29 protein-coding genes and 2 pseudogenes are annotated in these 24,967 nt (G+C 45.5%); 12 read left to right on the top strand and 19 right to left on the bottom strand.

Annotation, left to right across the window (positions count from 1 at the left end):
• Both H6F66_RS28115 and H6F66_RS27925 read left to right on the top strand, forming a co-directional pair.
• Positions 1 to 205: pseudogene (locus H6F66_RS28115) on the top strand (ISAs1 family transposase); the annotation flags it as partial.
• A gap of 43 nt (positions 206 to 248) precedes the next feature.
• The gene (locus H6F66_RS27925; protein WP_199313370.1) at positions 249 to 425 is read left to right on the top strand and encodes a hypothetical protein; all 177 of its coding nucleotides are present in this window, start codon (positions 249 to 251) and stop codon (positions 423 to 425) included.
• Here H6F66_RS27925 and H6F66_RS26600 read toward each other — a convergent pair.
• The 4 genes from H6F66_RS26600 to H6F66_RS26585 form a co-directional block, all read right to left on the bottom strand.
• Entirely contained in the window at positions 397 to 921 is a 525-nt protein-coding gene (locus H6F66_RS26600) for a hypothetical protein (RefSeq protein ID WP_190428009.1), read from the bottom strand. The genes H6F66_RS27925 and H6F66_RS26600 overlap by 29 nt on opposite strands.
• Positions 922 to 1,021: 100 nt before the next feature.
• Positions 1,022 to 1,462, bottom strand: coding sequence for a hypothetical protein (locus H6F66_RS26595; protein WP_190428007.1), 441 nt, complete (start codon positions 1,460 to 1,462; stop codon positions 1,022 to 1,024).
• Positions 1,463 to 1,579: 117 nt separating this feature from the next.
• Positions 1,580 to 1,768 (bottom strand): CsbD family protein, encoded by a 189-nt coding sequence (locus tag H6F66_RS26590; protein WP_190428005.1) that lies wholly within the window; start codon positions 1,766 to 1,768, stop codon positions 1,580 to 1,582.
• A gap of 311 nt (positions 1,769 to 2,079) precedes the next feature.
• On the bottom strand, positions 2,080 to 2,547 hold the full coding sequence (locus H6F66_RS26585) for a hypothetical protein (protein ID WP_199313369.1): 468 nt from the start codon (positions 2,545 to 2,547) through the stop codon (positions 2,080 to 2,082).
• A 322-nt stretch (positions 2,548 to 2,869) separates the two neighbouring features.
• Between H6F66_RS26585 and uvrB the strand changes: the two genes are divergently transcribed.
• The gene (uvrB, locus tag H6F66_RS26580) at positions 2,870 to 4,867 is read left to right on the top strand and encodes an excinuclease ABC subunit UvrB (RefSeq protein ID WP_190428003.1); all 1,998 of its coding nucleotides are present in this window, start codon (positions 2,870 to 2,872) and stop codon (positions 4,865 to 4,867) included.
• 60 nt (positions 4,868 to 4,927) lie between these two features.
• Here the strand turns inward: uvrB and H6F66_RS26575 are convergent, their stop codons facing one another.
• Entirely contained in the window at positions 4,928 to 5,206 is a 279-nt protein-coding gene (locus tag H6F66_RS26575; protein ID WP_190428001.1) for a hypothetical protein, read from the bottom strand.
• A 233-nt stretch (positions 5,207 to 5,439) separates the two neighbouring features.
• On the opposite strand from H6F66_RS26575, the gene H6F66_RS27920 reads away from it, so the two are divergent.
• From H6F66_RS27920 to H6F66_RS26565, 3 genes and pseudogenes are all read left to right on the top strand, one after another.
• Complete coding sequence (locus H6F66_RS27920) at positions 5,440 to 5,937, top strand: helix-turn-helix domain-containing protein (protein ID WP_199313368.1); 498 nt, start codon at positions 5,440 to 5,442, stop codon at positions 5,935 to 5,937.
• Entirely contained in the window at positions 5,925 to 6,497 is a 573-nt protein-coding gene (locus H6F66_RS27915) for an IS630 family transposase (RefSeq protein WP_199313385.1), read from the top strand. The genes H6F66_RS27920 and H6F66_RS27915 overlap by 13 nt, the downstream gene beginning before the upstream one ends.
• A 493-nt stretch (positions 6,498 to 6,990) precedes the next feature.
• Positions 6,991 to 7,188, top strand: a pseudogene (locus H6F66_RS26565) (Uma2 family endonuclease); the annotation flags it as partial.
• 65 nt (positions 7,189 to 7,253) lie between these two features.
• Here the strand turns inward: H6F66_RS26565 and H6F66_RS26560 are convergent.
• Genes H6F66_RS26560 through H6F66_RS26550 form a run of 3 tightly spaced genes read right to left on the bottom strand, consistent with a single transcriptional unit; the run spans position 7,254 to position 8,557 of the window.
• Positions 7,254 to 8,195: a hypothetical protein gene (locus H6F66_RS26560; protein ID WP_190427999.1), complete on the bottom strand. Its 942-nt coding sequence runs from the start codon at positions 8,193 to 8,195 to the stop codon at positions 7,254 to 7,256.
• 9 nt (positions 8,196 to 8,204) lie between these two features.
• Positions 8,205 to 8,375: a hypothetical protein gene (locus H6F66_RS26555; RefSeq protein ID WP_190427997.1), complete on the bottom strand. Its 171-nt coding sequence runs from the start codon at positions 8,373 to 8,375 to the stop codon at positions 8,205 to 8,207.
• Positions 8,376 to 8,383: 8 nt separating this feature from the next.
• Complete coding sequence (locus tag H6F66_RS26550) at positions 8,384 to 8,557, bottom strand: hypothetical protein (protein WP_190427995.1); 174 nt, start codon at positions 8,555 to 8,557, stop codon at positions 8,384 to 8,386.
• Positions 8,558 to 8,785: 228 nt separating this feature from the next.
• Here H6F66_RS26550 and hpsE point away from each other — a divergent pair, with 228 nt between their 5' ends.
• From hpsE to H6F66_RS26520, 6 genes are all read left to right on the top strand, one after another.
• Positions 8,786 to 9,754, top strand: coding sequence for a hormogonium polysaccharide biosynthesis glycosyltransferase HpsE (gene hpsE / locus H6F66_RS26545; protein WP_190427992.1), 969 nt, complete (start codon positions 8,786 to 8,788; stop codon positions 9,752 to 9,754).
• 258 nt (positions 9,755 to 10,012) lie between these two features.
• Positions 10,013 to 11,149, top strand: coding sequence for a DegT/DnrJ/EryC1/StrS family aminotransferase (locus H6F66_RS26540; RefSeq protein ID WP_190427990.1), 1,137 nt, complete (start codon positions 10,013 to 10,015; stop codon positions 11,147 to 11,149).
• 101 nt (positions 11,150 to 11,250) lie between these two features.
• Positions 11,251 to 12,135 (top strand): cyanoexosortase B, encoded by an 885-nt coding sequence (crtB, locus tag H6F66_RS26535; protein WP_190427988.1) that lies wholly within the window; start codon positions 11,251 to 11,253, stop codon positions 12,133 to 12,135.
• The gene (locus H6F66_RS26530; protein ID WP_190427985.1) at positions 12,132 to 12,905 is read left to right on the top strand and encodes a cyanoexosortase B system-associated protein; all 774 of its coding nucleotides are present in this window, start codon (positions 12,132 to 12,134) and stop codon (positions 12,903 to 12,905) included. Before crtB ends, H6F66_RS26530 begins: the two co-directional genes overlap by 4 nt.
• Before the next feature lie 55 nt (positions 12,906 to 12,960).
• Complete coding sequence (locus H6F66_RS26525) at positions 12,961 to 14,418, top strand: polysaccharide biosynthesis/export family protein (protein WP_190427984.1); 1,458 nt, start codon at positions 12,961 to 12,963, stop codon at positions 14,416 to 14,418.
• A 155-nt stretch (positions 14,419 to 14,573) separates the two neighbouring features.
• Positions 14,574 to 16,748 (top strand): polysaccharide biosynthesis tyrosine autokinase, encoded by a 2,175-nt coding sequence (locus H6F66_RS26520; RefSeq protein WP_190427980.1) that lies wholly within the window; start codon positions 14,574 to 14,576, stop codon positions 16,746 to 16,748.
• 64 nt (positions 16,749 to 16,812) lie between these two features.
• Here the strand turns inward: H6F66_RS26520 and H6F66_RS26515 are convergent, their stop codons facing one another.
• From H6F66_RS26515 to H6F66_RS26465, 11 genes are all read right to left on the bottom strand, one after another.
• Positions 16,813 to 17,526, bottom strand: coding sequence for a rhomboid family intramembrane serine protease (locus H6F66_RS26515; RefSeq protein WP_190427979.1), 714 nt, complete (start codon positions 17,524 to 17,526; stop codon positions 16,813 to 16,815).
• Positions 17,527 to 17,726: 200 nt separating this feature from the next.
• Complete coding sequence (gene petJ, locus H6F66_RS26510) at positions 17,727 to 18,053, bottom strand: cytochrome c6 PetJ (protein ID WP_190427977.1); 327 nt, start codon at positions 18,051 to 18,053, stop codon at positions 17,727 to 17,729.
• 159 nt (positions 18,054 to 18,212) lie between these two features.
• On the bottom strand, positions 18,213 to 18,620 hold the full coding sequence (gene petE / locus H6F66_RS26505; protein WP_347269429.1) for a plastocyanin: 408 nt from the start codon (positions 18,618 to 18,620) through the stop codon (positions 18,213 to 18,215).
• Positions 18,621 to 18,758: 138 nt separating this feature from the next.
• The gene (gene psbV2, locus H6F66_RS26500) at positions 18,759 to 19,250 is read right to left on the bottom strand and encodes a photosystem II cytochrome PsbV2 (RefSeq protein WP_190427973.1); all 492 of its coding nucleotides are present in this window, start codon (positions 19,248 to 19,250) and stop codon (positions 18,759 to 18,761) included.
• Positions 19,251 to 19,383: 133 nt separating this feature from the next.
• Positions 19,384 to 19,875 (bottom strand): photosystem II cytochrome c-550, encoded by a 492-nt coding sequence (psbV, locus tag H6F66_RS26495; RefSeq protein ID WP_190427971.1) that lies wholly within the window; start codon positions 19,873 to 19,875, stop codon positions 19,384 to 19,386.
• Positions 19,876 to 20,060: 185 nt separating this feature from the next.
• Complete coding sequence (locus H6F66_RS26490; protein WP_190427969.1) at positions 20,061 to 20,255, bottom strand: translation initiation factor IF-2; 195 nt, start codon at positions 20,253 to 20,255, stop codon at positions 20,061 to 20,063.
• Between the two features lie 105 nt (positions 20,256 to 20,360).
• Positions 20,361 to 21,272, bottom strand: coding sequence for an acetyl-CoA carboxylase, carboxyltransferase subunit beta (accD, locus tag H6F66_RS26485; protein ID WP_190427966.1), 912 nt, complete (start codon positions 21,270 to 21,272; stop codon positions 20,361 to 20,363).
• Positions 21,273 to 21,315: 43 nt separating this feature from the next.
• The gene (locus H6F66_RS26480) at positions 21,316 to 21,525 is read right to left on the bottom strand and encodes a hypothetical protein (RefSeq protein ID WP_190427963.1); all 210 of its coding nucleotides are present in this window, start codon (positions 21,523 to 21,525) and stop codon (positions 21,316 to 21,318) included.
• 4 nt (positions 21,526 to 21,529) lie between these two features.
• Positions 21,530 to 21,781: a hypothetical protein gene (locus H6F66_RS26475; protein WP_190427961.1), complete on the bottom strand. Its 252-nt coding sequence runs from the start codon at positions 21,779 to 21,781 to the stop codon at positions 21,530 to 21,532.
• A gap of 209 nt (positions 21,782 to 21,990) precedes the next feature.
• On the bottom strand, positions 21,991 to 22,455 hold the full coding sequence (locus tag H6F66_RS26470; protein WP_190427959.1) for a hypothetical protein: 465 nt from the start codon (positions 22,453 to 22,455) through the stop codon (positions 21,991 to 21,993).
• A gap of 88 nt (positions 22,456 to 22,543) precedes the next feature.
• On the bottom strand, positions 22,544 to 24,754 hold the full coding sequence (locus tag H6F66_RS26465) for a phosphoketolase (RefSeq protein WP_190427957.1): 2,211 nt from the start codon (positions 24,752 to 24,754) through the stop codon (positions 22,544 to 22,546).
• Positions 24,755 to 24,967: the final 213 nt, after the last annotated feature.

The following is a 24,967-nucleotide window of genomic DNA, read 5'->3' as shown; positions in this document are numbered from 1 at the left end:
TATTCGTTCTTTCCACAGTCCTCAGAATTTTGCTCTTCTACGGCGCATTGCTCTCAATGCCCTTAACCGAGAACAGACTTACAAACGTAGTCTCAGGCAAAAGAGTAAACGAGCCGCTATGGATGATGATTATATGATTCAAGTTCTCAGTTCTTGTTTTCTTGACCCTACCTTAGATTCTTCTGATTCCTTGTGTCAAGCCTGATTAAGATGCTCTTACCCTGCAATTCTTTTAAGGACAATATTTTATGAAACTTACTTACGATCCTAGATACAACGTGGCTTATATCTACCTACAAGAAAAAACAGTGCAGGTAGAAACCATGCAAAAAAAGGCGATCGCTTCCGGATCGCCTAAGTTTCAACAACCAACGTTTAATTCAGTTTTAGATCGCTTTAGTGCTTGTGATTGCTTAGCCACTTAGCAGCCACAATACCAAAGACGGCTGCAACCATTGGATTGCTCAAAAACTTGACAACCGCAGGCTGATCTGCTAACACTTCTTGGAAGATATCCGGGTGGCTGTGATAGGTAAAGGAAGCCAGTTTGCTGACATCATCAGCACTCATGTGCTTAGGGTTATGGGTAGAAAGTCCCAACTGTTGCTCAAGTTGGCGATCGCTTAATCCCCTTTGCTTCAAATGCTTGAAGAATTCCTTGGCTACATCATCGCGTTCGTTTGGTTTAATTTGCGCGATCGCTTTTTGCAATTCCGGTTCCATCTGCGCTGGCGGAATGCTGTTTGGATGCAGGGAACGTCCGAACAATTGACGACGCTCATCTCTGGAGGAACGTTGAGCAAAATCATCAAAACTTTGGTAATCCTTTGTCGGATCGCTAGGAGCATCTTCCAGAGATTCGCTGTTACCCCCAGCTAAATCGTTCATTATTTGATGCTTATATTGTTCGCTGCTGCTCATTTTTGTTATCTCCTGGTTCAATCACGAAAAAACTTATTAAATTTTGAGTTGAGACGCGGTTTAGAGCGTCTATAAGGATGGTTTTTGATGTCCTGTTGGACTATGCGCCTTGATACTGAATCTGCTTTGACTGAACGTCATACTTCGCAGTCAAAATCAGTTTCTTATCAGGTGCATACATCAAAACAGTTAAATCCTGGTTTGGGAAATTCTTGTGGAATCCTTGAACTAAAGATTTGGATAAATCTTTAACTTCATTTGGACGCACTTGCGGCGAAATTACAACCCCTAATTTGTTGTTATCCCGCACGTAAGCATCATTAACCAATCCTTTAGCAGTCTGCACTACCCAATTTCCGAAATCTTGGCCTGCTACTGTGCTACCGCGTTCTAACAGTTGATAGCTGGGTTGGCTATTAGCAGCAGATGGTAGAGTAGGTTGTTTAGCCTGAGTTGCACTAGCACAAGAGGTGGTAATGGTAAGAACCAATACCAATGCTAATGCAGCCAAAAATTTTCGGCTTTTTTGAAATAAATTCATAGGCTTGTCCTCAAAAAAATAGCGGTTTTAAAAGAATTATCGGTTGTTTTGTTGGCGGTAATCCTGTTACAGGGCTTAGATAATCTTGCAGCTACCTAAACCCTGCATCAGTAAGACTTACGCCCGATCGATCAGATCTTTAGCTTTATCCTTGAGGTCTTCCCCAGTGTGGCGAACTTCAGCCTCAGCTTGCTTAGCTTTACCTTCGGCTTTATCTTCCGGATCGCCTGTAAGATTGCCTAGTGCTTCTTGGGCTTTTCCTTCAATATTTTTGCCAGTTGCATTTGCTCTATCTTCTACACTCATTTTCCTTCTCCCTATTTTTTTACAGCTTTTATTTTGAAAATGCGTTGAGTTTTTCACCGCTATCTTTTTGCTTATGTATTAAATGTATCTGAAATTTTTTACATAGCCTTCTGTCGTCAGGCATACTAGGTGGGGATCAATATTTCTTACTCTTTATATATGCTTAAAGACTGATTAATTGATATTTCCCAAGATAGATGTCGGCTCACTCCTCACACAGCAGCGTCCGCATAATGATTCAATTGTAAATATTAAAAACCCGGTTTCTTTAGCAAACCGGGTTTCTCAAGAGGTAACTATTACTTTCTGGTTTAATCCAGATAACCAATAAGAATGTCATCCTCGCTATAGTTTGAAGCGATTGGACGAAGACCAGACATTAAAATGGTTTCAGAAACTTTTAGTTTACTGGAGGTAATTGGACGTCCCATCAAGGAGATGGTTTCAGAAACTTGCAGGTTACTTGACGCAATTGGACGAACTCCCGCCAGATTGACTGTTTCAAGAACTCGGAAATCGCTAGAAGCAATTGGACGAATACCCGCCAGATTAATTGTGTCCGAAATCTGAAAGTTCCCTGAAATTGTTAGGTGATTGGAATCTGAGGATTCGGCTGGCGCGGGTAACGGAATGACTTTCGTCTTATTGTCTCTATTCAGATTTTGGCTTTCCTGAATTTTAACATTATCGACTTGAACTGTGGTTTCTCCGTTAAGTTTAGGATTGGCAATCTTAGGTTGGGTAGGATTTTTCACTTTAGCAGTGCTGGTAATGCTCATGATTCCACGCCTCTCAATTGTTAAGTGACTGCGCCAATAATGTAGAAAAATTCCGAAGTTTGGGTTGATCCGGTTAATCTGAGTGTAATTTAAAAAAACATAGAAAACTATAGATATTTTGATGGTTGTATATAGAAAATATAAATGGTTAAAAATTATTAAAAAAGGACTGAGGATGAGGAATTGGTGAGGAGGTAAGACTTTTTCCCAATCCCCAGTCCCTACTTCCCGGCATCGACTGAGCAAATAGCTACCATAAGAGAGTGGTGTCTAGCGATCGCTAAGACTCCCTTTGCACAAAAAGTGATTTTTTTAACACTGTATGGCGCAATTTTGTCTGGAAGCTCCCTTTAAACCGACAGGCGATCAGCCGCAAGCGATCGCGCAACTGACTCAAGGCGTACAAAGAGGCGATCGCTTCCAAACCCTACTGGGAGCGACGGGAACCGGAAAGACATTCTCAGTAGCAGCGGTTATTGACAAAGTAGCCAAGCCGACGCTAGTGCTGGCGCACAACAAAACCTTAGCTGCACAACTGTGTAATGAGTTGCGGGAATTCTTTCCCCATAACGCGGTGGAGTATTTCGTCAGTTACTACGACTACTATCAGCCAGAAGCATATATTCCCGTCACCGACACATATATAGAGAAAAGTGCAGCCATCAACGACGAGATTGATATGCTGCGACATTCGGCGACGCGATCGCTTTTTGAACGCCGAGATGTTATCGTCGTTGCTTCCATCAGCTGTATTTACGGTTTGGGGATTCCCTCAGAATACCTGAAAGCCGCAATTCCCCTAAAAATGGGAATGGAAGTCAATCAACGCGAGTTGTTGCGAGACTTAGCCTCAGTGCAATACAGTCGCAACGACATGGAAATCGGACGAGGACGTTTCCGCGTTCGGGGTGATGTCTTGGAAATTGGCCCCGCTTACGAAGACCGAATTATCCGGGTAGAATTTTTCGGGGATGAGATTGATGCGATTCGCTACGTTGACCCGGTGACAGGCGAAATTCTTCAGAGCATGGATGCTTTGAATGTATACCCAGCGCGTCACTTTGTTACCCCAGAAGACAGACTCGAAGCCGCTTGCAACGATATTGAACAGGAACTCAAAGATCGGCTGGAAGAATTAGAAAAAGCCGGGAAATTACTAGAGGCGCAACGACTAGATCAGCGCACTCGCTACGATTTGGAAATGTTGCGGGAAGTAGGATATTGCAACGGCGTTGAGAACTACTCCCGACATTTAGCAGGTCGGCGTGCGGGAGAACCGCCAGAGTCTTTGATTGATTATTTTCCCAAAGACTGGCTGTTGGTGGTGGATGAATCTCACGTTAGCGTCCCGCAAATCCGGGGGATGTACAATGGCGACCAAGCGCGAAAAAAGGTGCTGATTGAGCATGGTTTTCGCCTCCCCAGCGCTGCTGATAACCGTCCTCTGAAGTCGGAGGAGTTTTGGGAGAAGGTGAATCAGTGTATTTTTGTTTCTGCGACTCCCGGTAACTGGGAGATCGAACAGTCAGAGGATCGGGTAGTACAACAGGTGATCCGTCCGACTGGCGTACTCGATCCAGAAATTTTTGTGCGTCCAACGGAAGGACAAATTGACGATTTGCTGGGTGAGATTAAAGATCGGATTGACAAGCGCGAACGGGTGCTAGTCACCACTTTAACTAAGCGCATGGCGGAAGATTTGACGGAGTATCTGCAAGATCGGGGGATTCGGGTAAGATATTTGCACTCGGAGATTAACTCAATTGAGCGGATCGAAATCTTGCAGGATTTGCGAGAGGGTAAGTTTGATGTGCTGATTGGGGTTAACTTGCTGCGAGAGGGTTTGGATTTGCCAGAAGTCTCTCTGGTAGCGATTTTGGATGCTGATAAAGAGGGTTTCTTACGCGCAGAGCGATCGCTTATTCAAACTATTGGTCGTGCGGCGCGTCACGTCCGGGGTCAAGCTATTCTCTATGCTGATAATTTCACCGATAGCATGATGAAAGCCATTGACGAAACTGATCGGCGGCGGGGAATTCAGAGTGCGTACAATCGAATGCACAATATTACACCCCAACCGATTATCAAAAAAGTCAATAACTCCATTCTGGCTTACCTAGATGTCTCGCGGCGGCTGAATTCTCAACAGTTGGAAGAAGCTTACGAACAGGTGGACGATTTGCCTTTAGAGAATATTCCCCAGTTGATTACTCAACTGGAAGCACAAATGAAGGACGCGGCGAAAAATTTGCAGTTTGAGGAAGCGGCGAAATATCGCGATCGCATCAAGCATCTGCGAGATAAACTGCTAGGTCATTAAAAACGCGATCGCACTCTACTCATCCTCAAGGATAAGTTGCAGATGCGATCGCGCCTCTTATCAGCTTCCTCGTCTCTCTTCTGAATATTCACGTTCTAACGAGTCTACTTTTGAACAACAGTCATCATCATAGTAATCAGGCTCGTACTCCCATCCACGACTCTTATCTTTGCGATTTTCCTGTTCAGCGTGTAAATATTCTAAGGTGGTCAGCCTCTTATTCAGCGCTTCAATTTGGTCAAGCAGACCACTCAGAAAGTCTTCCTGAACAGAGAGTAATATCGGAAGTTCCTCTCTGAGTCCTTTACTTTGCGTTTTTGGAGTATAATTTTTAGGCATGAGAATTCCTCCTTGGTTTAATACACCATGTGGATTTCAAGACAGAAAAAGAAAAAATTGGATTCTCAAACGGATTGATGCCTGCCAGGGCCGCCGTTTCAAGATTCGGGCTTACTAATTAGCATCATCTGAATGCCAGTTCAGGTGACGCTTGTTATTTGTACACACACCTTATACCAATTCTCCATGAAGATGCACTAACTTAGTAGAAGTAGAGCCAGGGTGGCAAAAGTATGGGGAATCAATTTCGAGTAGAAGTACATGAGAGTATCGAAGAACTACGACATCGATTAGCTCATGCACGAAGCGCGACCACCAAAGAAAGACTACAGATGCTCTATTGGCTGAAAACTCAAGCGATTAGAACCCGGCAGGAATTGTCGTTGCGACTAGGACGAAATGAATCCACAGTATATCGGTGGTTACAACGATATCAGCAAGGCGGCATCAATGGGTTGCTAGAAGTCAAAACGCCGCCAGGAAAGCCAAGTTTAATCTCAGCTGAAGTCACAAACCAACTGAAAGAACGTTTATCTCAACCTCAAGGATTCAATAGCTATGGACAGATTCAGCAATGGCTGGCTCAAGAATGTCAAACCGTACTGGCTTATAAGACGGTACATAAGATTGTGCGCTACAAGCTTCAGGCGAAATTGAAAGTAGCGCGTCCGCGTAGCGCCAAAGCTAACGTAGAAGTGCAAGCCGCCTTTAAAAAAAACTGCCAGACATAATTCGCGTCTTTCTTCGCTATTTAGCAAGCGCCAAATCAGTTCGCTACTGGTGCCAGGATGAGACTCGCTTAGGGCTCAAAACGCTTACTGGACGTAAAATTACCCTCAAAGGAGTTAAACCTGAAGGGATTGTGAGTTGGCAGAGAAATAACTTTTATCTTTATGGTGTAGTAGAACCAGCAAGCGGCGATAGCTTTTTCTGGGAATTTTCCCACCTAGATGGTACCTGCTTTCAAGATTTCTTAAACCTTTTTTCCCAACTCCATCCAGACAGTTTAAATTTGATTCAACTGGATAACGGCAGTTTTCACAAGTGTTTGGATTTAAAATGGCCCGATAATGTTATTCCCATTTTTCAGCCGCCCTCAAGTCCGGAGCTGAACCCAATCGAACGTCTGTGGGAACACATTAAGTACGAATTGTCTTGGGAACATTGTACGAATTTAGATGAATTGCGCCACAAGTTAAAGCTGGTGCTTGATTCTCTCTCATCGGAAGCGGTTGCTTCTATCTGTGGTTGGGATTACATTGTTTCGGCTTTATTAAGTGCAACTTCATAGAGAATTGGTATTAGTAATTGGTTTGTAGATAATTTTAGCATCCTTACTGAATCTTATATAATAGGTAGCATAACGTATCTATTGGGCGCTGTCATACACTATAATTTTGCATAGAGAGCAAACAGATTAGCCTAGAACTGTCTAGGTAAGCACAAATCCCTATCAGGGATTGAAATATGCTTCCTATAATCGCTATTGGCTCTCTTAAGCCCTTCTATGTAAACTGTATCTCTAATAGAAGGGTGAACAGATTACCGGATAAATGTCTAGGTAAGCACAAATCCCTATCAGGGATTGAAATATGTGAAGAGGCGTGATCGCGCCTCTTTTTTCTTTCTTCCTTATCCTTTTCATCTAAAGAGCGGTTCAAAAATTCAAAGTGCGATCGCACTTTGGCTTAATCAATGAAGTGAAAATGCGATCGCATCTCCCTGGCGAGACTGTCATCTGAAATTGTGCAAACTTTCTGAGGGGGCGCGTGTCACCCCCTCAGGATTCCCTCAAAAATCTGCAAGAAAAGATGCAGGAATATATTGACAACGGCGTTCGCTTAGGATGGCTGATTGACCCGAAAACTAAGCAAGTGGAAATTTACCGTCCAGGGCAAGATGTAGAAGTGTTGCATCCCACAACTGTATCTGGCGAGGATGTGTTGCCAGGATTTGAGTTGAATTTGAATAAAGTTTTGTGAAGTGCTTTCGGCGCGCTGGAGAGCCATCCAAATCACGCAATTCAATTCTCTTCAATGCGATTCTTTTATAGCATCGCGCCCAGCAAATTAGCAAGAATCGCTTTGCGAACCGCAAGCCCGTGGCGTACCTGATCGAATATGCCTACTCGCCTGTCATTATCTACATCACTTGACAACTCAAACCCACGAGGTAAAGGGTGAAGGATCGTTGCTTGGGGTGACAAATCCTTGAGAAATGCCAAGGGAAAGGTAAACCATTGATGATAGCGTTCATATTCTGAAATATCGGCGAAATCCTCTAAGAATGTACCTCCAGTAAAATATAGTACGTCATCATTTAGTGCATCTGACAGGCTAAGGCTGTGCTGAAATGTAGCACCGCGATTTTGGGCAATGGATTGATATTCTTGCTTCAGTGCTAACTCACTGGGACAAATCATCAAAATTCTAGGTTGCAATGGTGCTAACAATAAAGCAAGTGAATTAGCACAACGGCTTGTTTGTAAGCAACCAATCAAAGATATTTTTAAATTTTTGAGGTCAGGACAATTCTTCTGGATTACGGAAAAATCTGCTATAGCCTGAGTTGGATGTTCGTTATGACCATTTCCAGCATTGATGACCGGAATTTTTACCAGTTCGTTGATTTGGGTAATTAATTCCGAGTTGGAAGAACGAACCACTAAACAATCGACATAACATTCAGCTGTATGGCAAAAATCACTGAGAGATTCACCCCTTAAGCGGCTATCTCTGTAGCTGTCGGATAAATCAAGAATGTTGGCACCCAGCCACATAGCTGCTGAAGAAAAGGAATTTTTAGTTCGATGACTAGGCTGTTCAAAGATTAAGCCAACAATTCGCTTAGGCTGTAGGTTAAATTGCTGAGGAAGCAAATTATTTTCTAGAATTTTATGTGCAAGGGCAACAATTTCTTCTACCTGCTGCATCGGAAGCTGCAAAACGGAGAGAATACTATTTACAGTCGTTTCCACCTGAATGCTCATGGTTTAGTTTTAGGGTTTTAAACAGACACTCTCACCCAGATGATTAGCTGATGCTGCCCGCTTTACTGAGTTTAATGGTGCGATTATCTCGCCATAAGTTGCCATAGAGGGATTGTGATGAATCGTACTGCGATCGCTTGTGCAGTTCTGGCGATCGCAATCTGGAATTTCCGCCGCCATCAGTCCAGTTATACTCGGTTAAACGTGTCGCGCCCGCAGCACACCCTAAGCTTACCCAACGCCTCTAGGTGAGTAACAAGACTCAGTTTAATCGTGGCATCAATTTCCTTCAACCGCCCAGCCACATTTTGAGGGTCGATTTGCGACCGATGGCGATCGCGATTGATCTTTGAAAATGACAAGTGCTGTCTAAAGATATTTAAGATTTGTTTTAAGTTACTGCGGTTTCCTGGGCGGGGGGCAGCAATTGTCTACAATGTTGGCAATTTGCACTGCTAGATTTTTACTCATTGGGTTGCTACTTTAACCATTATTTTCAGGCATACTTAGAGACATGGAGGAGCATCACCCAGCAGAGGGATGTCATACCTCTGAAGGAAGACCCCTTATATGAGATTTTCTGAAAGAGGATGTTAGTTGATTTTACAGTCGCCATCCCGACCTATAACGGGGAAACCCGCTTACCGGAAGTTCTGGACAGATTGCGATCGCAAACTCACACCGAGAACTTTGTCTGGGAAATTCTGGTTATTGACAATAACAGCACTGACAATACAGCAAAAGTTGTTCAAGACTACCAAGCCAACTGGTCTAAAGTTTATCCTTTGAAGTATTGTTTTGAACCCCGCCAAGGATTAGCTTTTGCCCGCCAACGTGCAGTCCAAGAAGCCAAAGGCACATTTGTTGGGTTTTTGGATGACGATAACTTACCGACACCGACATGGGTTTGGGCAGCCTACAATTTTGGGCGCGATCGCCCGAAAGTTGGCGGTTATGGCAGCCGCATTTATGGCGAATTTGAAATTACACCCCCAGAAAACTTTGAGAGAATTGCGCCACTACTGGCAGTAACTGACAGAGGTGCAAATGCTCTGCTATACGAACCACACAAAAAGTTATTGCCGCCTGGGGCTGGATTAGTTGTACGTCGCCAAGCTTGGCTGGAAAATGTTCCCCAGCAGTTTATTCTTCATGGGCGAATTGGAAATAGTATGCTTGCCGGAGAAGATTTGGAAGCGCTATTACATATTCAACAAGCTGGATGGGAAATTTGGTATAACCCCCAAATGTGTCTTTACCATCGCATACCTCACTGGCGTTTAGAGAAAGAATATCTCATCAAACTATGCCGCGGCATTGGTTTGAGCCGCCACCGAACTCGGATGTTGAGCGTTAAACCTTGGCAAAGACCTCTAGCTTTTTTTGCCTATATGCTTAACGATATCCGTAAAATATTATTCCATTCAATAAAATACAAAATGGCAATAAAAGACGATCTTATAGCAGCTTGTCAGATGGAGCTTCTTACTAATAGTCTAATTAGCCCTTTTTATATTTGGAAAATATCTTTAAATACCTCAAAAATAAATATTGATTAAAATTAGTTGAGATAATTCAATGCTGATTTGGTTAATCTTGTCAATGTAAAAAGCTTTACTTTATCTTCATTTATGAAGTAAGAGTATCGCTTAAACTGGTATTTAGCTGGGCAAACAGTAAAAAACTTACTCTAAAAAAGTAAGCCTTTCGCTCAACAAGCACTGTAGATACAGCCAAACGCATTAGTGTGGCAGATTATCAGGGATCTTCAGGAAAATTGTTTCTAGAACTACCCCTAACATTAATTACCCAACGCCATGAACATTACGACAACAATTCCCTTTGTGGATCTTCACCTTCAACACCAGCCAATTCAAACTCAGATGGAAGAGGCGGTGCGGGGTGTAATCCAGCGGGGAGATTTTATACTAGGTAAGGCTGTAGCTGAGTTTGAGGCGGCGTTTGCGTCAGACAGCGGAGTATCTTATGGTATTGGGGTAGCTTCGGGAACAGATGCGATCGCTCTCGGATTAGAAGCCTGTGGCATTGGTACTGGTGACGAAGTAATCTTACCTACCAACACCTTCATCGCCACCTTGATTGGCGTTATCCGCGCTGGTGCCAAACCGATTTTAGTTGATTGCGACCCCCAAACCGCCTTAATTGACCTCAAAGCCGCAGAAAAAGCCATTACTCCCCAAACCAAGGCAATAATTCCCGTACATCTCTACGGACAAATGGTATCGCCGCGCCAATTGCGAGACTTTGCCGATGCCCATAACCTGATCATATTTGAAGACGCAGCCCAAGCACACCTAGCTGAAAGAGAAGGTTATCGCGGTGGTTCCGTTGGCAAAGCAGCAGCCTTTAGCTTCTACCCCAGTAAAAACTTAGGCGCATTGGGGGATGGAGGCATGGTTATTACTAACGATGAAGCAGTGGCGCAGAAAATGCGAAGTCTCCGCAACTACGGTTCCCCCCGCAAATATTATCACACCGAACCTGGAACCAATAGCCGACTCGATACCCTACAAGCAGCCGTACTCAACATCAAACTCCCCCATCTTGCCGACTGGAACTCCTCACGCAACCAAGCTGCTGCCAAATACGACACCTTACTTGAAGCACTGCGTAGCATGGGAATTTTCCCCATGCAGAACCAAAGCGGCAAAGGTCACATTTATCACCTTTACGTCGTCCGGATTACCGAACCCTGCCCCCTCGACAGGCAAACCATCCAAGACAAACTAGCAGCCATTGGCATTCAAACTGGAATCCACTACCCCATACCCTGCCATCTTCAACCAGCCTTTGAGAATTTGGGTTATCGCATGGGAGACTTCCCCCAAGCAGAAACCCTAGCCCAAGAAATTTTATCCTTACCCATGTATCCCGGCATCAGCGACACCCAAATCCATCAAGTCGTTGATGCCTTGCACAGCCTCTGTGTTTAGAAAAAATCATGAATTTTAACGCAAAAAATGCAAAGGTAGGCAGAGAATAACTTTGCATTTTTTGCGTTAAAAAAAAAGAAAATAACTAACAAAGTAAAATCATGCACATTGAACGAAAAAATCCCATTGCCATCGAACGCTACTTAGTAGAGACAGCCATCATCGGTCTACTGGTGATATTGTACGCTCCCCTAATCTGGTACTGGTACGATGGCTGGCTGCACAAAAACATCAGCATTGAACATGAATATTACAGCCACGGTCTAATCGGTTTACCTTTCGCCGCCTATATTATCTGGACGCAACGACAGCAGTGGCAACAATTGCCAGACAAAAATAATCTCTTCGGTGCCGCATTGCTGGGATTGGGAGGAGCATTGTATCTCAGTAGGATACCTGACCTGGTAAATTTATCTTTTCCTGCTGTATTAACCGGGCTTTGCCTGTGGCTGAAAGGATTACCAGGCTTGAAACTTCAAAGTTTCCCACTGTTGTTCATCTTTCTAGCAACACCAACCCAAATTCCCTACCTGCTTGCTCCCTATACCTTGCCCTTACAGCAATTTATTGCTGGGACAGCTGGCTTTATTCTGAATCAATTTGGCATGAATGTCACCGTCGAGCAAATTTACTTGTTTGTCGGTGGACGAATTGTGGAAGTTGCGCCTTTTTGTGCTGGTCTGAAGATGTTGTTCACCAGTCTTTATGTAGCTATGTTGTTGCTGTACTGGACTGGTGCATGGATTTCTCGCCGGACGACAATGTTGTTGTTAGTTGGTGCGATCGCCATCAGCGTCAGTGGTAATATCGTCCGCAATACCCTGCTGACTTTCTTTCATGGCACAGGTCAAGACCATGCTTTTGAGTGGCTGCACGAAGGGTGGGGCGGTGACGTTTATTCTGCCTGTATGCTGGGTTTAATCGTGCTTCTACTAAATGCCATCGAAAAATTTATCCCAGATGAACCTCTCAAGGATGAAGCATGAGACTGCCCAAGTTATTGCACCTTCCAGTTTCCCAAGTCGTCTTGCTGTGTTTTCTCATCGTGCTGATTGCAATTGGAGCAGTTCCCAGTTACTTGAGCGGAAATTGGGCTTGGGTAAATCCTCCACAAGTTACCAACTTCAAACAACTCAAAAGCTTACGACAGAATGGGCTAGCGCTTCCCGGATGGCAAACTAAACAACAGCAGGTCGAAACCATTGGCGGCCATAAATGGTCTATTCAGGAACTCCAGCGGGATGAAAAGAGTCAGGTAACTTTACTGCTTTTACCTCAAGTCAGTCAAAAGGATCAGCCAGAGGTAGAGTGGATGGATGTTAACGGCTTTATGGGAAGGGAGTTTCAGTATAGGAAGCTTTCGCAAACAGATAAGAATTCTAATCGTCGGTTTCAGTTTAGCTGGGATACAGACTCATACCGCCAGTTGCCGTTTACTGTAAAATCCACTTCTACGTCGTCAGCAGATGCCAAAGTGGAAGCCCGTTTCTTTCGCGGTTGGACTCAGCAGCAAACCTTCGCTGTTCTACAGTGGTACGCTTGGCCTGGAGGGGGCAACCCTGCACCCAGTACTTGGTTCTGGGCGGATCAAATGGCTCAGTTGCAACGCCACCGCTTGCCTTGGACTGCTGTTAGCATCCTGATTCCGATGGAACCTTTGGCTGACTTAGAAACCGCTAAGCCTCTAGCTGAATCACTCGGTCAAACGGTTCAAGCTGCCTTAATGGCAGACGTTTTACATCCAGCTAATCGCTAATGGCAATTGACAATTAGCAATTAGCCATTAGCAATTAACTACTGGCTACTGATTAATGACTAAAATTCCGTTGCGCCGCTTTACAGCCCTCTCCCTACTCAGTCTCCAAACGAGTGCTTACACGCTGTTGGGTGGTGTCTTCCTATGGACTCGACAGGCATCGGCAACACCTGTGACTGCACACCCTAACGCTCAGGCGCAGCTGCCGCAGGTTCCTGTGGTAGTGCCTCCTGCTCCCGTTGATCCCACGAGTCCGCCGCCACCTGTAGGCTATCCTACCCAGCAACCGCTCTTAGAGGGAACTCCGTCGCCGCAGTTTAGCCGCTACCAGTTAGGGATTGGAGATGTAATTAACGTTGTAGTTCAGCGCCCTCTAGGTGCCTACCGCTTGGGAACAGGAGATGTAGTTAGCCTTTTAGTTCAGCGTTTTCCAGATTTGAATGTTCAAACCGCTATTGATCTAGACGGCAACATAATAGTGCCGCTACTGGGAAGAGTATCGCTCAAAGGTTTAACTGTGCAACAAGCCCAAGAAAAAATTCGCTTGGGCTTAAACCGCTTTGTGGTTGATCCGGCTGTGACCCTCTCACTCTCTACGCCTCGTCCGGAATTGAATTTTCAAGCCCAAGTTAATCAACAAGGCGATATTGTAGTGCCGCAAGTGGGAAGGGTGTCAGTACAAGGTCTTACCTTGGAAGAAGCACAAGAAAAAATTCGCTTGGGCTTCAACCGTTTTTATATTGATCCTGATGTAACTTTAACTTTAGCTTCTGCACGTCCAACCCAAGTCACAATTAGCGGCGAGGTGGTGAAACCTGGTTACTACACACTAGGCCCAGGTTCTGTACTGACGGCGGCGTTGCTGACTGCCGGGGGAAGCACTAATCAAGCAGATTTGCGTTCGGTTTTGGTGCGGCGATCGCTCTTTGATGGCTCGATTATTGAGCAAAGGGTTGATTTGTTTACACCACTGGCTAACGGACAGGCTTTACCGAATTTGCGCCTACAGGATGGCGATGCGGTGATTGTACCGAGAATAGAAGTCGGCACCGAGCAAACCTATGACCGCACGCTGGTTTCTCGCTCCACAATATCCCAGCAGCAGATCAACATCCGAGTTTTGAGCTACGCTGGTAGGGGAATTGGGAATATTACCTTGGCTAATGGTAGTAACTTTGTTGATGCTTTAAGCGCACTCGTCCCAAATCCAGACAATGCGAATTTGCGAGAAATCGCCTTGATTCGCTTCGATCAGGAACGCGGCAAAGCTGTCACCCAGAAAATAGACGGGAAAGCAGCTTTAATGGGAGATGTTTCTCAAAATGTCCCCCTCCAGAATAACGATGTTATCGTCGTAGGTCGCAGCCTTTTAGGTAAAATTTCCTATGCTTTAACTACCTATACTGCACCCTTCCGAGATATATTGCAATTTTTCTTGTTTCTAAGGCAATTTGGAGAAGAAACCACTATCCTGTTTGGTCCGGGGGGGAACAATTCGGACTCAGGAAATTAGGTGAAAAATTGCAACTTTATTAAGAAAGAGGAAGGGAAAATGCTTAACTAATAAAGGTAAAGGTACTAAAAATTATTGAGGTTGATTCTTAATTTCTACGTCATAGATTCTATTTCTTAATCCCTATTTCCTAAATAGCTTCTTCTAAAACGATTATGACTCCTCCCATTGTCAAACGTTATTTGATTGCTCTCGATCAACATAAATTGATTGGATTAACTAGCTTTTCGATCATTGTAGCTGCCTCGGCTGTAGTGGGTATGCAGCCACCACCACCCACCCTTTACAGGGCTACAGGGGTTCTAGCATATAACGGGCCGATTGCACCGTTTTCGACGACGACACAAACGATTCAGCAGCAGGGGAAGGAACTGACTGCGGAGATGCTGCTAGCTGAGAATGTTGTCAAAGGGGCAGCAGCGCGAGTGAAGGTCGATCCGAAGCAAATTGCTAAAAATGTAGAGGTGAAGCTACCGAAGGAAGATGGGCCAAACGTAATTCAAGTTGTTTATGTCGATAATGACGAGAAGCGAGCAGCTGAAACTGTAGAAGCGCTGAGGCAGAAAATGGTGGAGCAGAGCCGTGCGATTAATAGCGCACGGTTACTAGAAATTATTAAATCTATAGAGGCGCGGTTGCCGAAGGTTAAGCAGGAACTCCGCGAAGCTGAACAGAAACTAGAGCGGTATGTCCGCATTGAAGGGCCAGCGATCTTGGCGGCTCAGGATGGCACTACATTAGGGGGGATTACGGGATCTGAAGGGCAGCAACGTCAGATTCAAATGACGTTGGAGGGGGTGGATACCCAAATTCGTAGCATCCAAAACAAGTTGGGGTTAACGCCAGAGCAAGCTTACACGTCTTCTGCCCTGAGCGCCGATCCGATTATTGGCAACTTGCGATCGCAAATTTATCAAACTGAGACGCAGCTAAAAATTCTCCAGGGGGATTTGCGATCAGAACACCCGCAAATAATTCAGCTCAGACAACAGCTACAAGCCTACGAGCAACTGCTATCGTCTAGAGCAGCTGAAGTAATGGGTGGAAACGGTGTGGTAGCACCTCTACCTAGTGCCAGAATTCGCCAAGACAGCAGCCTCGACCCAGCACGGCAACAGCTGGCCAACACTTTGGTAAATTTACAAACTCAGCGCGAAACCCTCACACAGCAACTTTTGGCTAGCCGCAAGACAGAGCAGCAACTGCGTGCTGAGTATGTGAAAATTCCCAATAAGCAGCTGGAGCAAGCGCGGCTACAACAGCAGGTGGCGCTGAAACAAGGTCTATTTGATAAGATGCAGGCGGCTTTAGTAGATGCTAGGGCAGCAGAAGCTGAGACTGTCCCCAGTCTCAGCATTGCCGGATCGCCAACAGTCCTTGCTGGCGAAGGGGGAAGCCAAGGCTTACCGATGACGATGTTAATAGGAGCCTTGGTGGGTGTGTTGGTCAGCGGGGGCTTGATTTTCCTGCTGGCTATGCTAGATGGTACGTTCTACACGGTCGAGGAAGTGCGTGCAGCCCTGAAAAACCGGGATGTGCCGCTGCTGGGCGAATTGCCTTTTGTGACTATCCTCGATCCGCAGCTGGGCGAAACGCCAATTTTGCTCAAGCAAGATTCTGTTTATCACGAGTATTACGAGCGGTTCCGCAGTAATCTCCGGCGGGCGAGTGAAAAACCAGCCAAGGTGCTGTTGTTGACCAGCACGATCGCTGTTGAAGGTAAAACGGTGAGTGCTTATAATTTGGGAATCGCGTCCGCTTGTGCTGGCAAGCGTACCTTGATTATAGAAACGGATTTGCGATCGCCTTCTAGCTCCAAGTTTCTTAAGGTCTCGCCCGATCCCGCCGCCAGCGCCGAACCTCTCCGCTACTACGCGCAACTAAGCGAGTGCATCCGTTTGGTTCCAGACATTGAGAATCTGTACATCATACCTACTCCAGGCCCGGTGCGTAACCCTGCGGCTATTCTAGAATCTAGCGAACTTAGACGGCTGATCGAAGATGCGCGGGGTCGTTTTGACATGGTGATTCTCGACTCTCCTCCTCTTACCCGCTGTAATGATGCCCTAATACTAGAACCTTATGTAGATGGCATGGTTCTGGTGACTAGACCAGGATTTACTCAGGAAAGTATCCTAGCAGAGGCAATCGATCAGTTGAGCGAAGACGAACTGCCGCTGTTGGGAGCGATTATCAATGGTGTAGATAAGCCAATTGAGGTTGCAGATGTGATGCCGGAGGAGGACGAAACCGAGATCGAACAAGAAGAAGAATTAGAGTCTCCTACCCCTGCGAGAGAAAAAGTACCACCCCAGGTTATAAAGCGCTAACTAGATAAAAGGTAAAAGGCAACAAGAAAGACTCTTGTTGCCTTTTGCCTTAATGTAAGCGTCGTTAGTAAGAATTTGTTTCTGGATCTGGGGAAAACAATCCCAGCAGTGGTCCTAAGATTGCCCCAAAAACAAAACCCCCAGCGTGCGCCCAGTAAGCAATTCCACCACTTTCCATGCCGATGTTAGTTGGTGCATTTAGGCTGGCAACGCCATATAAAGCTTGCTGCAAAAACCAAAAACCTAGGAAGAAAAGAGCAGGGATGCGAAAAGTGGTTAAGAAAATGCCGAGGGGAACTAAGGTCAGAACTTTTGCTTGAGGAAATCTGAGAACGTAGGCTCCTAGAACGCCTGCGATCGCGCCACTCGCCCCCAAGGAAGGAATAGCAGAGTTAGCGGAAAAAAACCACTGACTTAAAGATGCCAAAACGCCGCAAGTAATGTAAAAAATTAAGTATTTAACGTGACCGAGTTTGTCCTCAACGTTGTTACCAAAAATCCACAAAAACAACATATTTCCTGCCAAGTGTAAAAAACCACCGTGCAGGAACTGGGACGTTACAAGCGTCAGCCACTCTGGTATCTGCTGATATCCTACTGTATTGGGACAGGTGCTTGAGAGTTGGCAGGGAACGACAGCGGCGACGCGGAAAAATCCCTCCAGCTGTTGTGGTTCTAAAGTCAGCTCATATAAAAAAACCAAAATATTCGCAGCAATCAGTCCATAAGTAACATATGGAGTGATGCGTGTGGGATTATCATCGCGTAAAGGAACCACAAGCGTTTTTCCTAACTATCCAAAGACTGGAAATAACATAACTTAATTTCTTTGTTGCTGTCTTTTGACCTCTGGATAGATATCTAGGATTAAACTCCATCTCTAGGGATATGGATCGCCGATGAACTCCTGAAAACAAAAGACCCCTCGCACATTCTAAAGGGGTCTAGTTATGGGGTTACGATGAAAGCCTGGAAAGATTACCAGCCTTTTTCTGCCTTTTCCATAACATAGCTGGCAACGTCCTCAATTTGTTGTTTGTTTAGACGCCCCTTGAAGGCTGGCATAGCATTTTTGCCATTTGTTACTTGGGTTACAATCGCCTCCATTGAGTTCATACTGTACTTATCTAGGGCATCTTTTTTCAAAGTTTTATTAGCCATAATAACGTTGCCGCCGCCCATGTGACAAGCAGAACAGTTGGCGCTGAAGATTTTGGCACCACTTACTGTATCAGCTGCTACTGGACGAGTCAAGGCAATCAACACAAGCGTAACCATCAGTACAACCGATAACAGTTTCCTCAACTTGGTTCTCCTATTTTTTATGGAGCAAGTCAATACAAAAAAGCCTTGCAAAACTATTCTAAGATTCTGCAAGGCTTTTTTGTTACCAAGGAGGAGAAGAAAGCTTAAACCTCAGCGGCAATTCTGAATAACGAGCGTCACATGGATGGTAAGGCTATCTTACCCGGCAACTGTGATTTTACCAACCATTCCAGCGCCACGGTGAGGTTGGCAATAGTACGTATAAGTACCTGGTGGTGTGTCTGCTGGGAAAGTTGCCTCGTAGGACTCACCAGGAGAGTAGAGTAACTTAGTGTGAGTCAGTTTAGTTGCTAGTGCCTTATCTCCAGTTGGCACTCCCTTATCATCAAAAACAGCATTGTGGGGAGCAAGTTTATTATTAACAAACTTAACTGTGTCACCGGGCTTAATCGTGATATTAGCCGGATCAAACTTCAGCAGCCCTTGGTCAGTACCCATTTTCACGGTGTAGCTGTCTGCTGATGCAGGAGAAACTGACATCACAAAGCTAGAGATTACTAGCATAATTGTGCAAATTAGTAAACCTATGCTTCGTGAAAATGTCATTTTCAATTTCATCGTTTCCTCCCAAAATTGACAATTTAATTTCTTTATCAATATTTTACCTTTATCTTTGACAAGCTGTCATACTATTTTTTTTCATAATTTTGCAATAGATGGCTGCATCCTTAAAGGAAGCGGGGGTCAAAAATTATTTGTACCCCATCCCGGTGCCTTCTGCGCTGCCCTGAGTATAAATCCGGCTATATTTTCCACATCCTGATGCGGCATCCAGCTTTCCGGCACTTGACGACACCAAAAGGTTTCTTCGCTGCCGTCATAGGTCATTGGTTCCCGCAGAAAGGCGACTAAACTGTTGATATTGTCGCGGGGTGGAGTGGCACCATGCAAGTCTGCTAGGGACAGAGACACTGTGGGATCGGGTAAGGTAGCGCCGCCGACGTGACAATTTAGACAGTGCTGCTCAAACAGTCGCTTACCTGCGGATAAATCTTCAGCGGAGAATTGGCGAGTCTGACCTTGCTCATCTAAGTCTAAGGAGATTGGCTCAGTAACGCGCAGGTACTGCCGAATATAGGTGTCTGCGGCAAACGCTGGTAAGCTGACCGTGAAGACCAAAAGGCAGATACCCAAAATCAAAAATAGACGGCGAAGTGAGAGTAATTGACGCAGCATAATAGGGGCGTGGAGTTGAGAGGCTTTTGAGTTGAGAAGAGTTGGGAGTTGAGAGTTAATTTAAAATTTATAACTCATAACTCCTAACTCTTAACTCAAGACGCGATAAATCGTGTCTTGAACAAATTTTCTCTTAGCGCACGGCTTTACCGCCGCCCCACTGTTCGCCTAAAATTTTCGGCTGGAGGAGGATGTGACCAGCGATCGCATACAGGTCATCTTCCGTGAGATTTCTCATCACTGTGTAAATATCGGAGCTTTCTGTGCTGGGGTGCAGCTCAGAGATAGGTGTTTCTCCGTCGTAGGTCGTGGGATGGTGCATATAATCCACCAGAGCGGCAATATTGTCACGTGGTGGGGTTGCACCAGCTAGGTCGTCTGGTGACAGACCGATGTTAAAATCGGTCTTCGTGACACCTCCAGCATGGCACTGAGCGCAGGCATAGTTAAATAAACGTTTGCCTTCTGCAACTTGTTTCAGGCTCAATGTCACCTGTTCCCCTTGACCGTTCAAGGGTATGGTGCGAACGTCTGGGTTCAGTTCTACTGCCATCGCTCGACCGACAAGTAGCACAAAAGTGCAAAATACAGTGGTTATAGCCAGACTTATGTATCGCTTAAGCATGGTTCTCCTTAAAAAGTTTTGCGCGAGTTTTTGTTCCACAACACAAGCTAAGGACTCAACCTTATAAACCGCTCTTAAGAAGGGTGCATAAGTGCCGACCCATCAAAAAGGGCGATTAGAAGCTTTGTCCGTTGTCAAAAAGAAAATCGACAGTAGAGGCTTAGGGTGGTTGGTCGGGATTAATTTTACCCTTCGTCAGCACCCGATCCCCGTTTTTGAGACAGAATCTTAGAAATAATAGCCTTGGCATCCTCCAGAGCTAGACGAGTCTGGGGGGTTTTATAGGCGATTCCCAACTGTTGGCACAGATTACAGACCTCCTCTACTGGGAAGCTGTAGTCTGCGGCGATTTCTGCAATTGACAGGTCTGCAAACCCCATGATGGTGCTTAGATGAGCCGATCTAATATCAATATCATCCCATCTGGCGCGATCGCTTTCCTCTCAAAAGGAAAAACTGGTTCTGTTGAGAATCGCTTCGCTTACCTAGAAACCAACTCTCAGTGCTTCTGGTACTGGCATCATCGACGGTACAGGGGAGATGGGTTGGTGCAGGCTAATTAGCTGCGCCAGAGTTTTCTTTAACCCAGTGCGAGGCACAATTGCGTCTACAAAGCCGTGCTGTAGTAAATATTCCGATGTCTGAAAATCATCTGGTAGCTTTTCGCGCAGGGTTTGCTCAATCACTCGCCGCCCTGCAAAGCCGATGGTTGCTTTTGGCTCTGCCAGTATGATGTCTCCCAACATCGCAAAAGAAGCTGTAACGCCGCCTGTGGTGGGGTGGGTGAGAACGGGGATATAGAGCAGTCTGGCTTCTCGATGACGCTCCAGTGCGCCGGAGATTTTCGCCATCTGCATCAGACTTAACATTCCTTCTTGCATCCTGGCACCGCCGGAAGCACAGACTATCACTACTGGCTTACTTTCCCAAGTCGCTCGTTCAATTAGGCGGGTGAGTTTTTCCCCTACTACAGAACCCATGCTACCGCCCATAAAGCGAAAGTCCATGACACCAAGGGCGATGGGCAAGCCTTCTAGTTGCCCCATCCCTGTTTGCACGGCATCCAGCAGACCGATTTTTTCTTGCATTTCGCGGATGCGATCGCTATATTGTTTGCGATCGCGGAACTTCAGCGGATCGCTGGGAGACAGATGATCGTCAATTGCCATCCAGGTATTAGCATCAATTAGCTGGCGGATGCGCTCATCGCTGAATACACGGCTGTGATGGTTGCACTCTAGGCAAACCATTTGGTTAGCGCGCAAGTCTTTGGTATAAGCCAGTACACCACAAGCCTCGCACTTCGTCCACAGCCCATCCGCAATTTCTCGCTCTTGTGGTTGTTGACTAATTGGCTCTGATTTTCGTCGATTTGCAAACCAATCAAATAAAGACATGAAGACCGTTAAATCCTTATTAAAAAATTAATTCTCTTGCGCCTTAAGGCTGTTCCTCAACTGGACTTAATATTAGCAGGGCTTCCCACTGATCTTGCGATCGCACTTGTAAGGCAGTAGGACACCCAGCACCAAAATAAGGTGCCACACCGAGGTCGATAATCCGACTAGGGATTTGATGACCGAGCAGCATTTGCTGCATTAATTCGGCTTCCCAGCGGGCGCAGTTGGTTCTCAGAGTAATCCAAGACACTGTTTCATCCCATTTTGCTATCTTTTGGTGTATGGAATGCTTTAATGATATCCAAAGATTTTACCACCACTGTTCTGTAGTTGCTGGGGATCGCCAAGGCAGGTAAGCTGGCAATTCCCTGACCCCTCTGCAAGGGTTCCATCAATGCGGAAGGCGAATCCCCTACAGAAACTCTTTTCTCGCTTCCAGTCTTGAGGGGATTAAAACACAGCGCACCAGCAAATCTAAATTCAATTGTAATAGAATGCGATCGCATTCTCCCCAACCCTTCTCTTTACGCATTTAAGGGGGTATAGAAGGGATGCGATCGCTCCAATGACTTTAACGACTATTTAGTAACTTTCGCATTTCCTCTTGTACGTTTACTGCAATCTGTAATTCTTCATCAAGTAACCGCCCTTCCTGACTTGATTGGGCGCTAATTTTCAATTCTGTCAGCGATAGGAGGTTATTGGTAAACAGGTCTTAATTACTAGCAATAAAATCCTTATTTAGCCGCAAAACTTTTTCTGTTTTCAGCGCTCGGACTACATCTGCTCTCGTGAGTCCCAAGGCATTTATTAGTTTTCTCCGGTTATCTATTTTGAATTTTATATTCCCTGCTTCTTCTAGGTCATCACTAACATTTATAGATTTAATAGCTGCATTATATTTATTAACTTCATTGAGCAAATTTATCAGCTTTTTTCTATCTTTGTTATCAATAGACTTAATTGCCCATGTAATACTACCTATAGCAGTTGTAATTGTTACAACTGCTATTATTTTGGGAAACTCAATAAAGTAGCCGAGAATAACAAAAAGAATATATACAGCAACGCTTGTAAGTAAGTTACCAAGTAAGCAACATACATCAAGATCGAAGTCTACGCCAGTTAGCCTTTTGAGTTCTCCCTGGCTAATTTCCAAAGCTTCTAAATCAGGCCGCATAGCTGCAAAATATTTTAGTTTTAAGTTGACCCCTACCTAGCTGATAGAAAACTAGGCAGGGATATCACCTCACATTCAGCTACAGAGTTTAATGCAGCAATTCCTGAGCGCGTTTTGTCAACGCTTGGGCGGTTAAACCATTAAATGCCATCAACTCACCAGCACTGGCTGTAGTTTCTCCACGCTTCCAGGCGAAAGTGTCGCGCTTGCAGCTACTCCGCAGCATGATCGGTTCCAGCATCCCGGAAGCGCCACCTGTGACACCAACCAGTGCATCGCCATCAAATAGCTTGGCAAATGCAGCATCATCTAAGAAACCGTCATCAGCTTGAGAACAGGTATCCCATAACACATCAGAGGGACGGTACAAACGGCGAGGATTGATAACGGAGACAATTCGCACGCCAATTTGTTCGGTTTCTAGGAAGGCGGCGGCTTCAAAAACAGGCATTAGCGTCATGTCGCCAATTACGGCAAAGACTACCATCTTGTCACCGGGGATTTCATGCAGCACAATGGCACCATCGCGCAAAGCTTGACGGGTTTGTTCAAAGGTTGTGCGAATTGGTAGTGGCGACTTACTAGCAGTAATGACAACTCCCTTATTCTTAGTTGTTAGCGCCCAGTCATAGCAAACTTGGATGCTGTTAGCGTCGGGGGGAAACAGGGGGAAAACGTTGCCATTCCGCATCATGGCGGCGAAATAAGCTTCAATTTCTGGACGTTGGTGCGTCCATCCGTTGCGCCCTTGCTCTAATGCTCCGGCGGTGTATAAGGTAATAGTAGAGGGAGTCGGACGGCGCAATTCTGCGATCGCTTGCGTCACGGTTTGCCAAATTGGTACACCGTTGATGGCGAAGGATTCGTAGGAACACCACAGGGTACGTCCTCCCATCAAAGCTATACCAGCAGCTAAGCCTGCACAAGCATCTTCACTTAGCGGTTCGTAAACTTGTCCGCCTGGTGCTTGGTTATACAAGTCGTCAACTGTGGGGTGGATAATTTTCAGCGCTTGGTTAATGTTGGCGATACCAGAAGCTTCGTTACCGTCGGCGTTGGTGACAAGATAGTTTTTGTCTATTTCTCCAACTTTTCCCACTAAACGTCCCATTGCGGTTGTGGAAACTTTAGCATCTCCACCCACGGGATATTCTTCTAAGGGAAGTTCGCCTAAGTCTGGTAACGGTAATTCAAATTCTGTCACGGCTGTTTTCGCCGCCGGGCCACCGCCGGCGTTGACGCAATTTGTCCTTACTAATTCCCATGCAGCAGGTGACAAAGCGCGCGTTTTCAAGGCACTGATAATATGGGGAGCATCCAGGGTATCTTTGGGATAGAGGTTGTGAGATTTTGCCCCTAGTGCGTGGACACCTGCACCTTTTAGCTGTTTGATGATAAATACTGTAAGTTTGCCGCCAAGGGCAGATTTTGCAGCTTTATCCACGCCGACGAGAACAGCTTTGGTAAATTCTAAGCGCTTCTCGAAGGAGAAGGCGGTACTATCGACGTAATCTCCAGGCTGATTTTGATCGTCATAGTCTTTGGCGTTGACTAAGATAACTTCTTCAAACCCGTTACCGCGCCAGTAGTTAATCATCTGTTCGTTGGATTTGGTGGACACCATGCTATGGTGTTCCTGGCTGTAGCCGTTCCAAACCAACACGGGTAAAAAGTTGGTGACATCCGGATAAGCGGTGTGGAAGTGTCCCATCCCACTCATAATGTATGGTTCGCCTAAACCGCCGTCACCGAGAGTAAAGGGGAAAAGTTTGTCGCGGTGGAGTAAAGCTGCTGCCATTGCGAAGTGTTGCCCTTGTCCGAGGGGACCTGCGGGGGCTAAAATGCCGGGAATGTAGCCGGAAAGATGTCCCAGGAGTCCGTGTTTTTCTCGGAAGCGATCGCGCAATTGTTGTACTGTTTCTATCCCCATGTCTTCTAGCGACCGATCGAGAAACATGGCACTATAAAATCCAGGGGCGTGATGTCCAACTTCGGTGATGATATTCTTGTGACCCAGCATCACCAAAGAGGCATAAGCTTCCGCTTGAGAAGCGAAACCTCCAGGGTGTCCTGATGCTTTAGAGGCTGTAACTTGCAGGATAAGGTACCGCAAAGCGTCGGCATAAAGTAAAGTTTGGAAGACAGCAGCCGGATCTGTGGTGGATGCGATCGCATCTTTCCCCTCTTCTATTGCTGGCGATTTCCCAAATTTCTCAAATTCTGGCATTTCTTCACCAAAATATTGAATTCCATCGCAAAAAGCAGGCTTATTAACAATTGCCTCTTGAATTGCTGTCATAATTACAGATACCTTTGGTAAATTAACTGCGCTTGAAGTTCTAAACGCAATGTACTACGCAACACGCGATCGCGCCGCGCACATCGAATCTCTGGGCTTGTTTTGATTTAACTTAAACCAAAAACAACTTTCTTTCGTAAGCTATACGAAGTCTCTGCTTCATTAGTCACTTAACCTTTGATCCTACAGCCTTATAGGCCTATAAAATCCTCG

Source organism: Trichocoleus sp. FACHB-6 (assembly GCF_014695815.1).
In the GTDB taxonomy this organism is placed as follows: Bacteria; Cyanobacteriota; Cyanobacteriia; order Cyanobacteriales; family FACHB-T130; genus Funiculus; species Funiculus sociatus.
The sequence above is the reverse complement of the archived record's forward strand: the minus strand, read 5'-3'. Positions and strand labels throughout refer to the sequence as shown.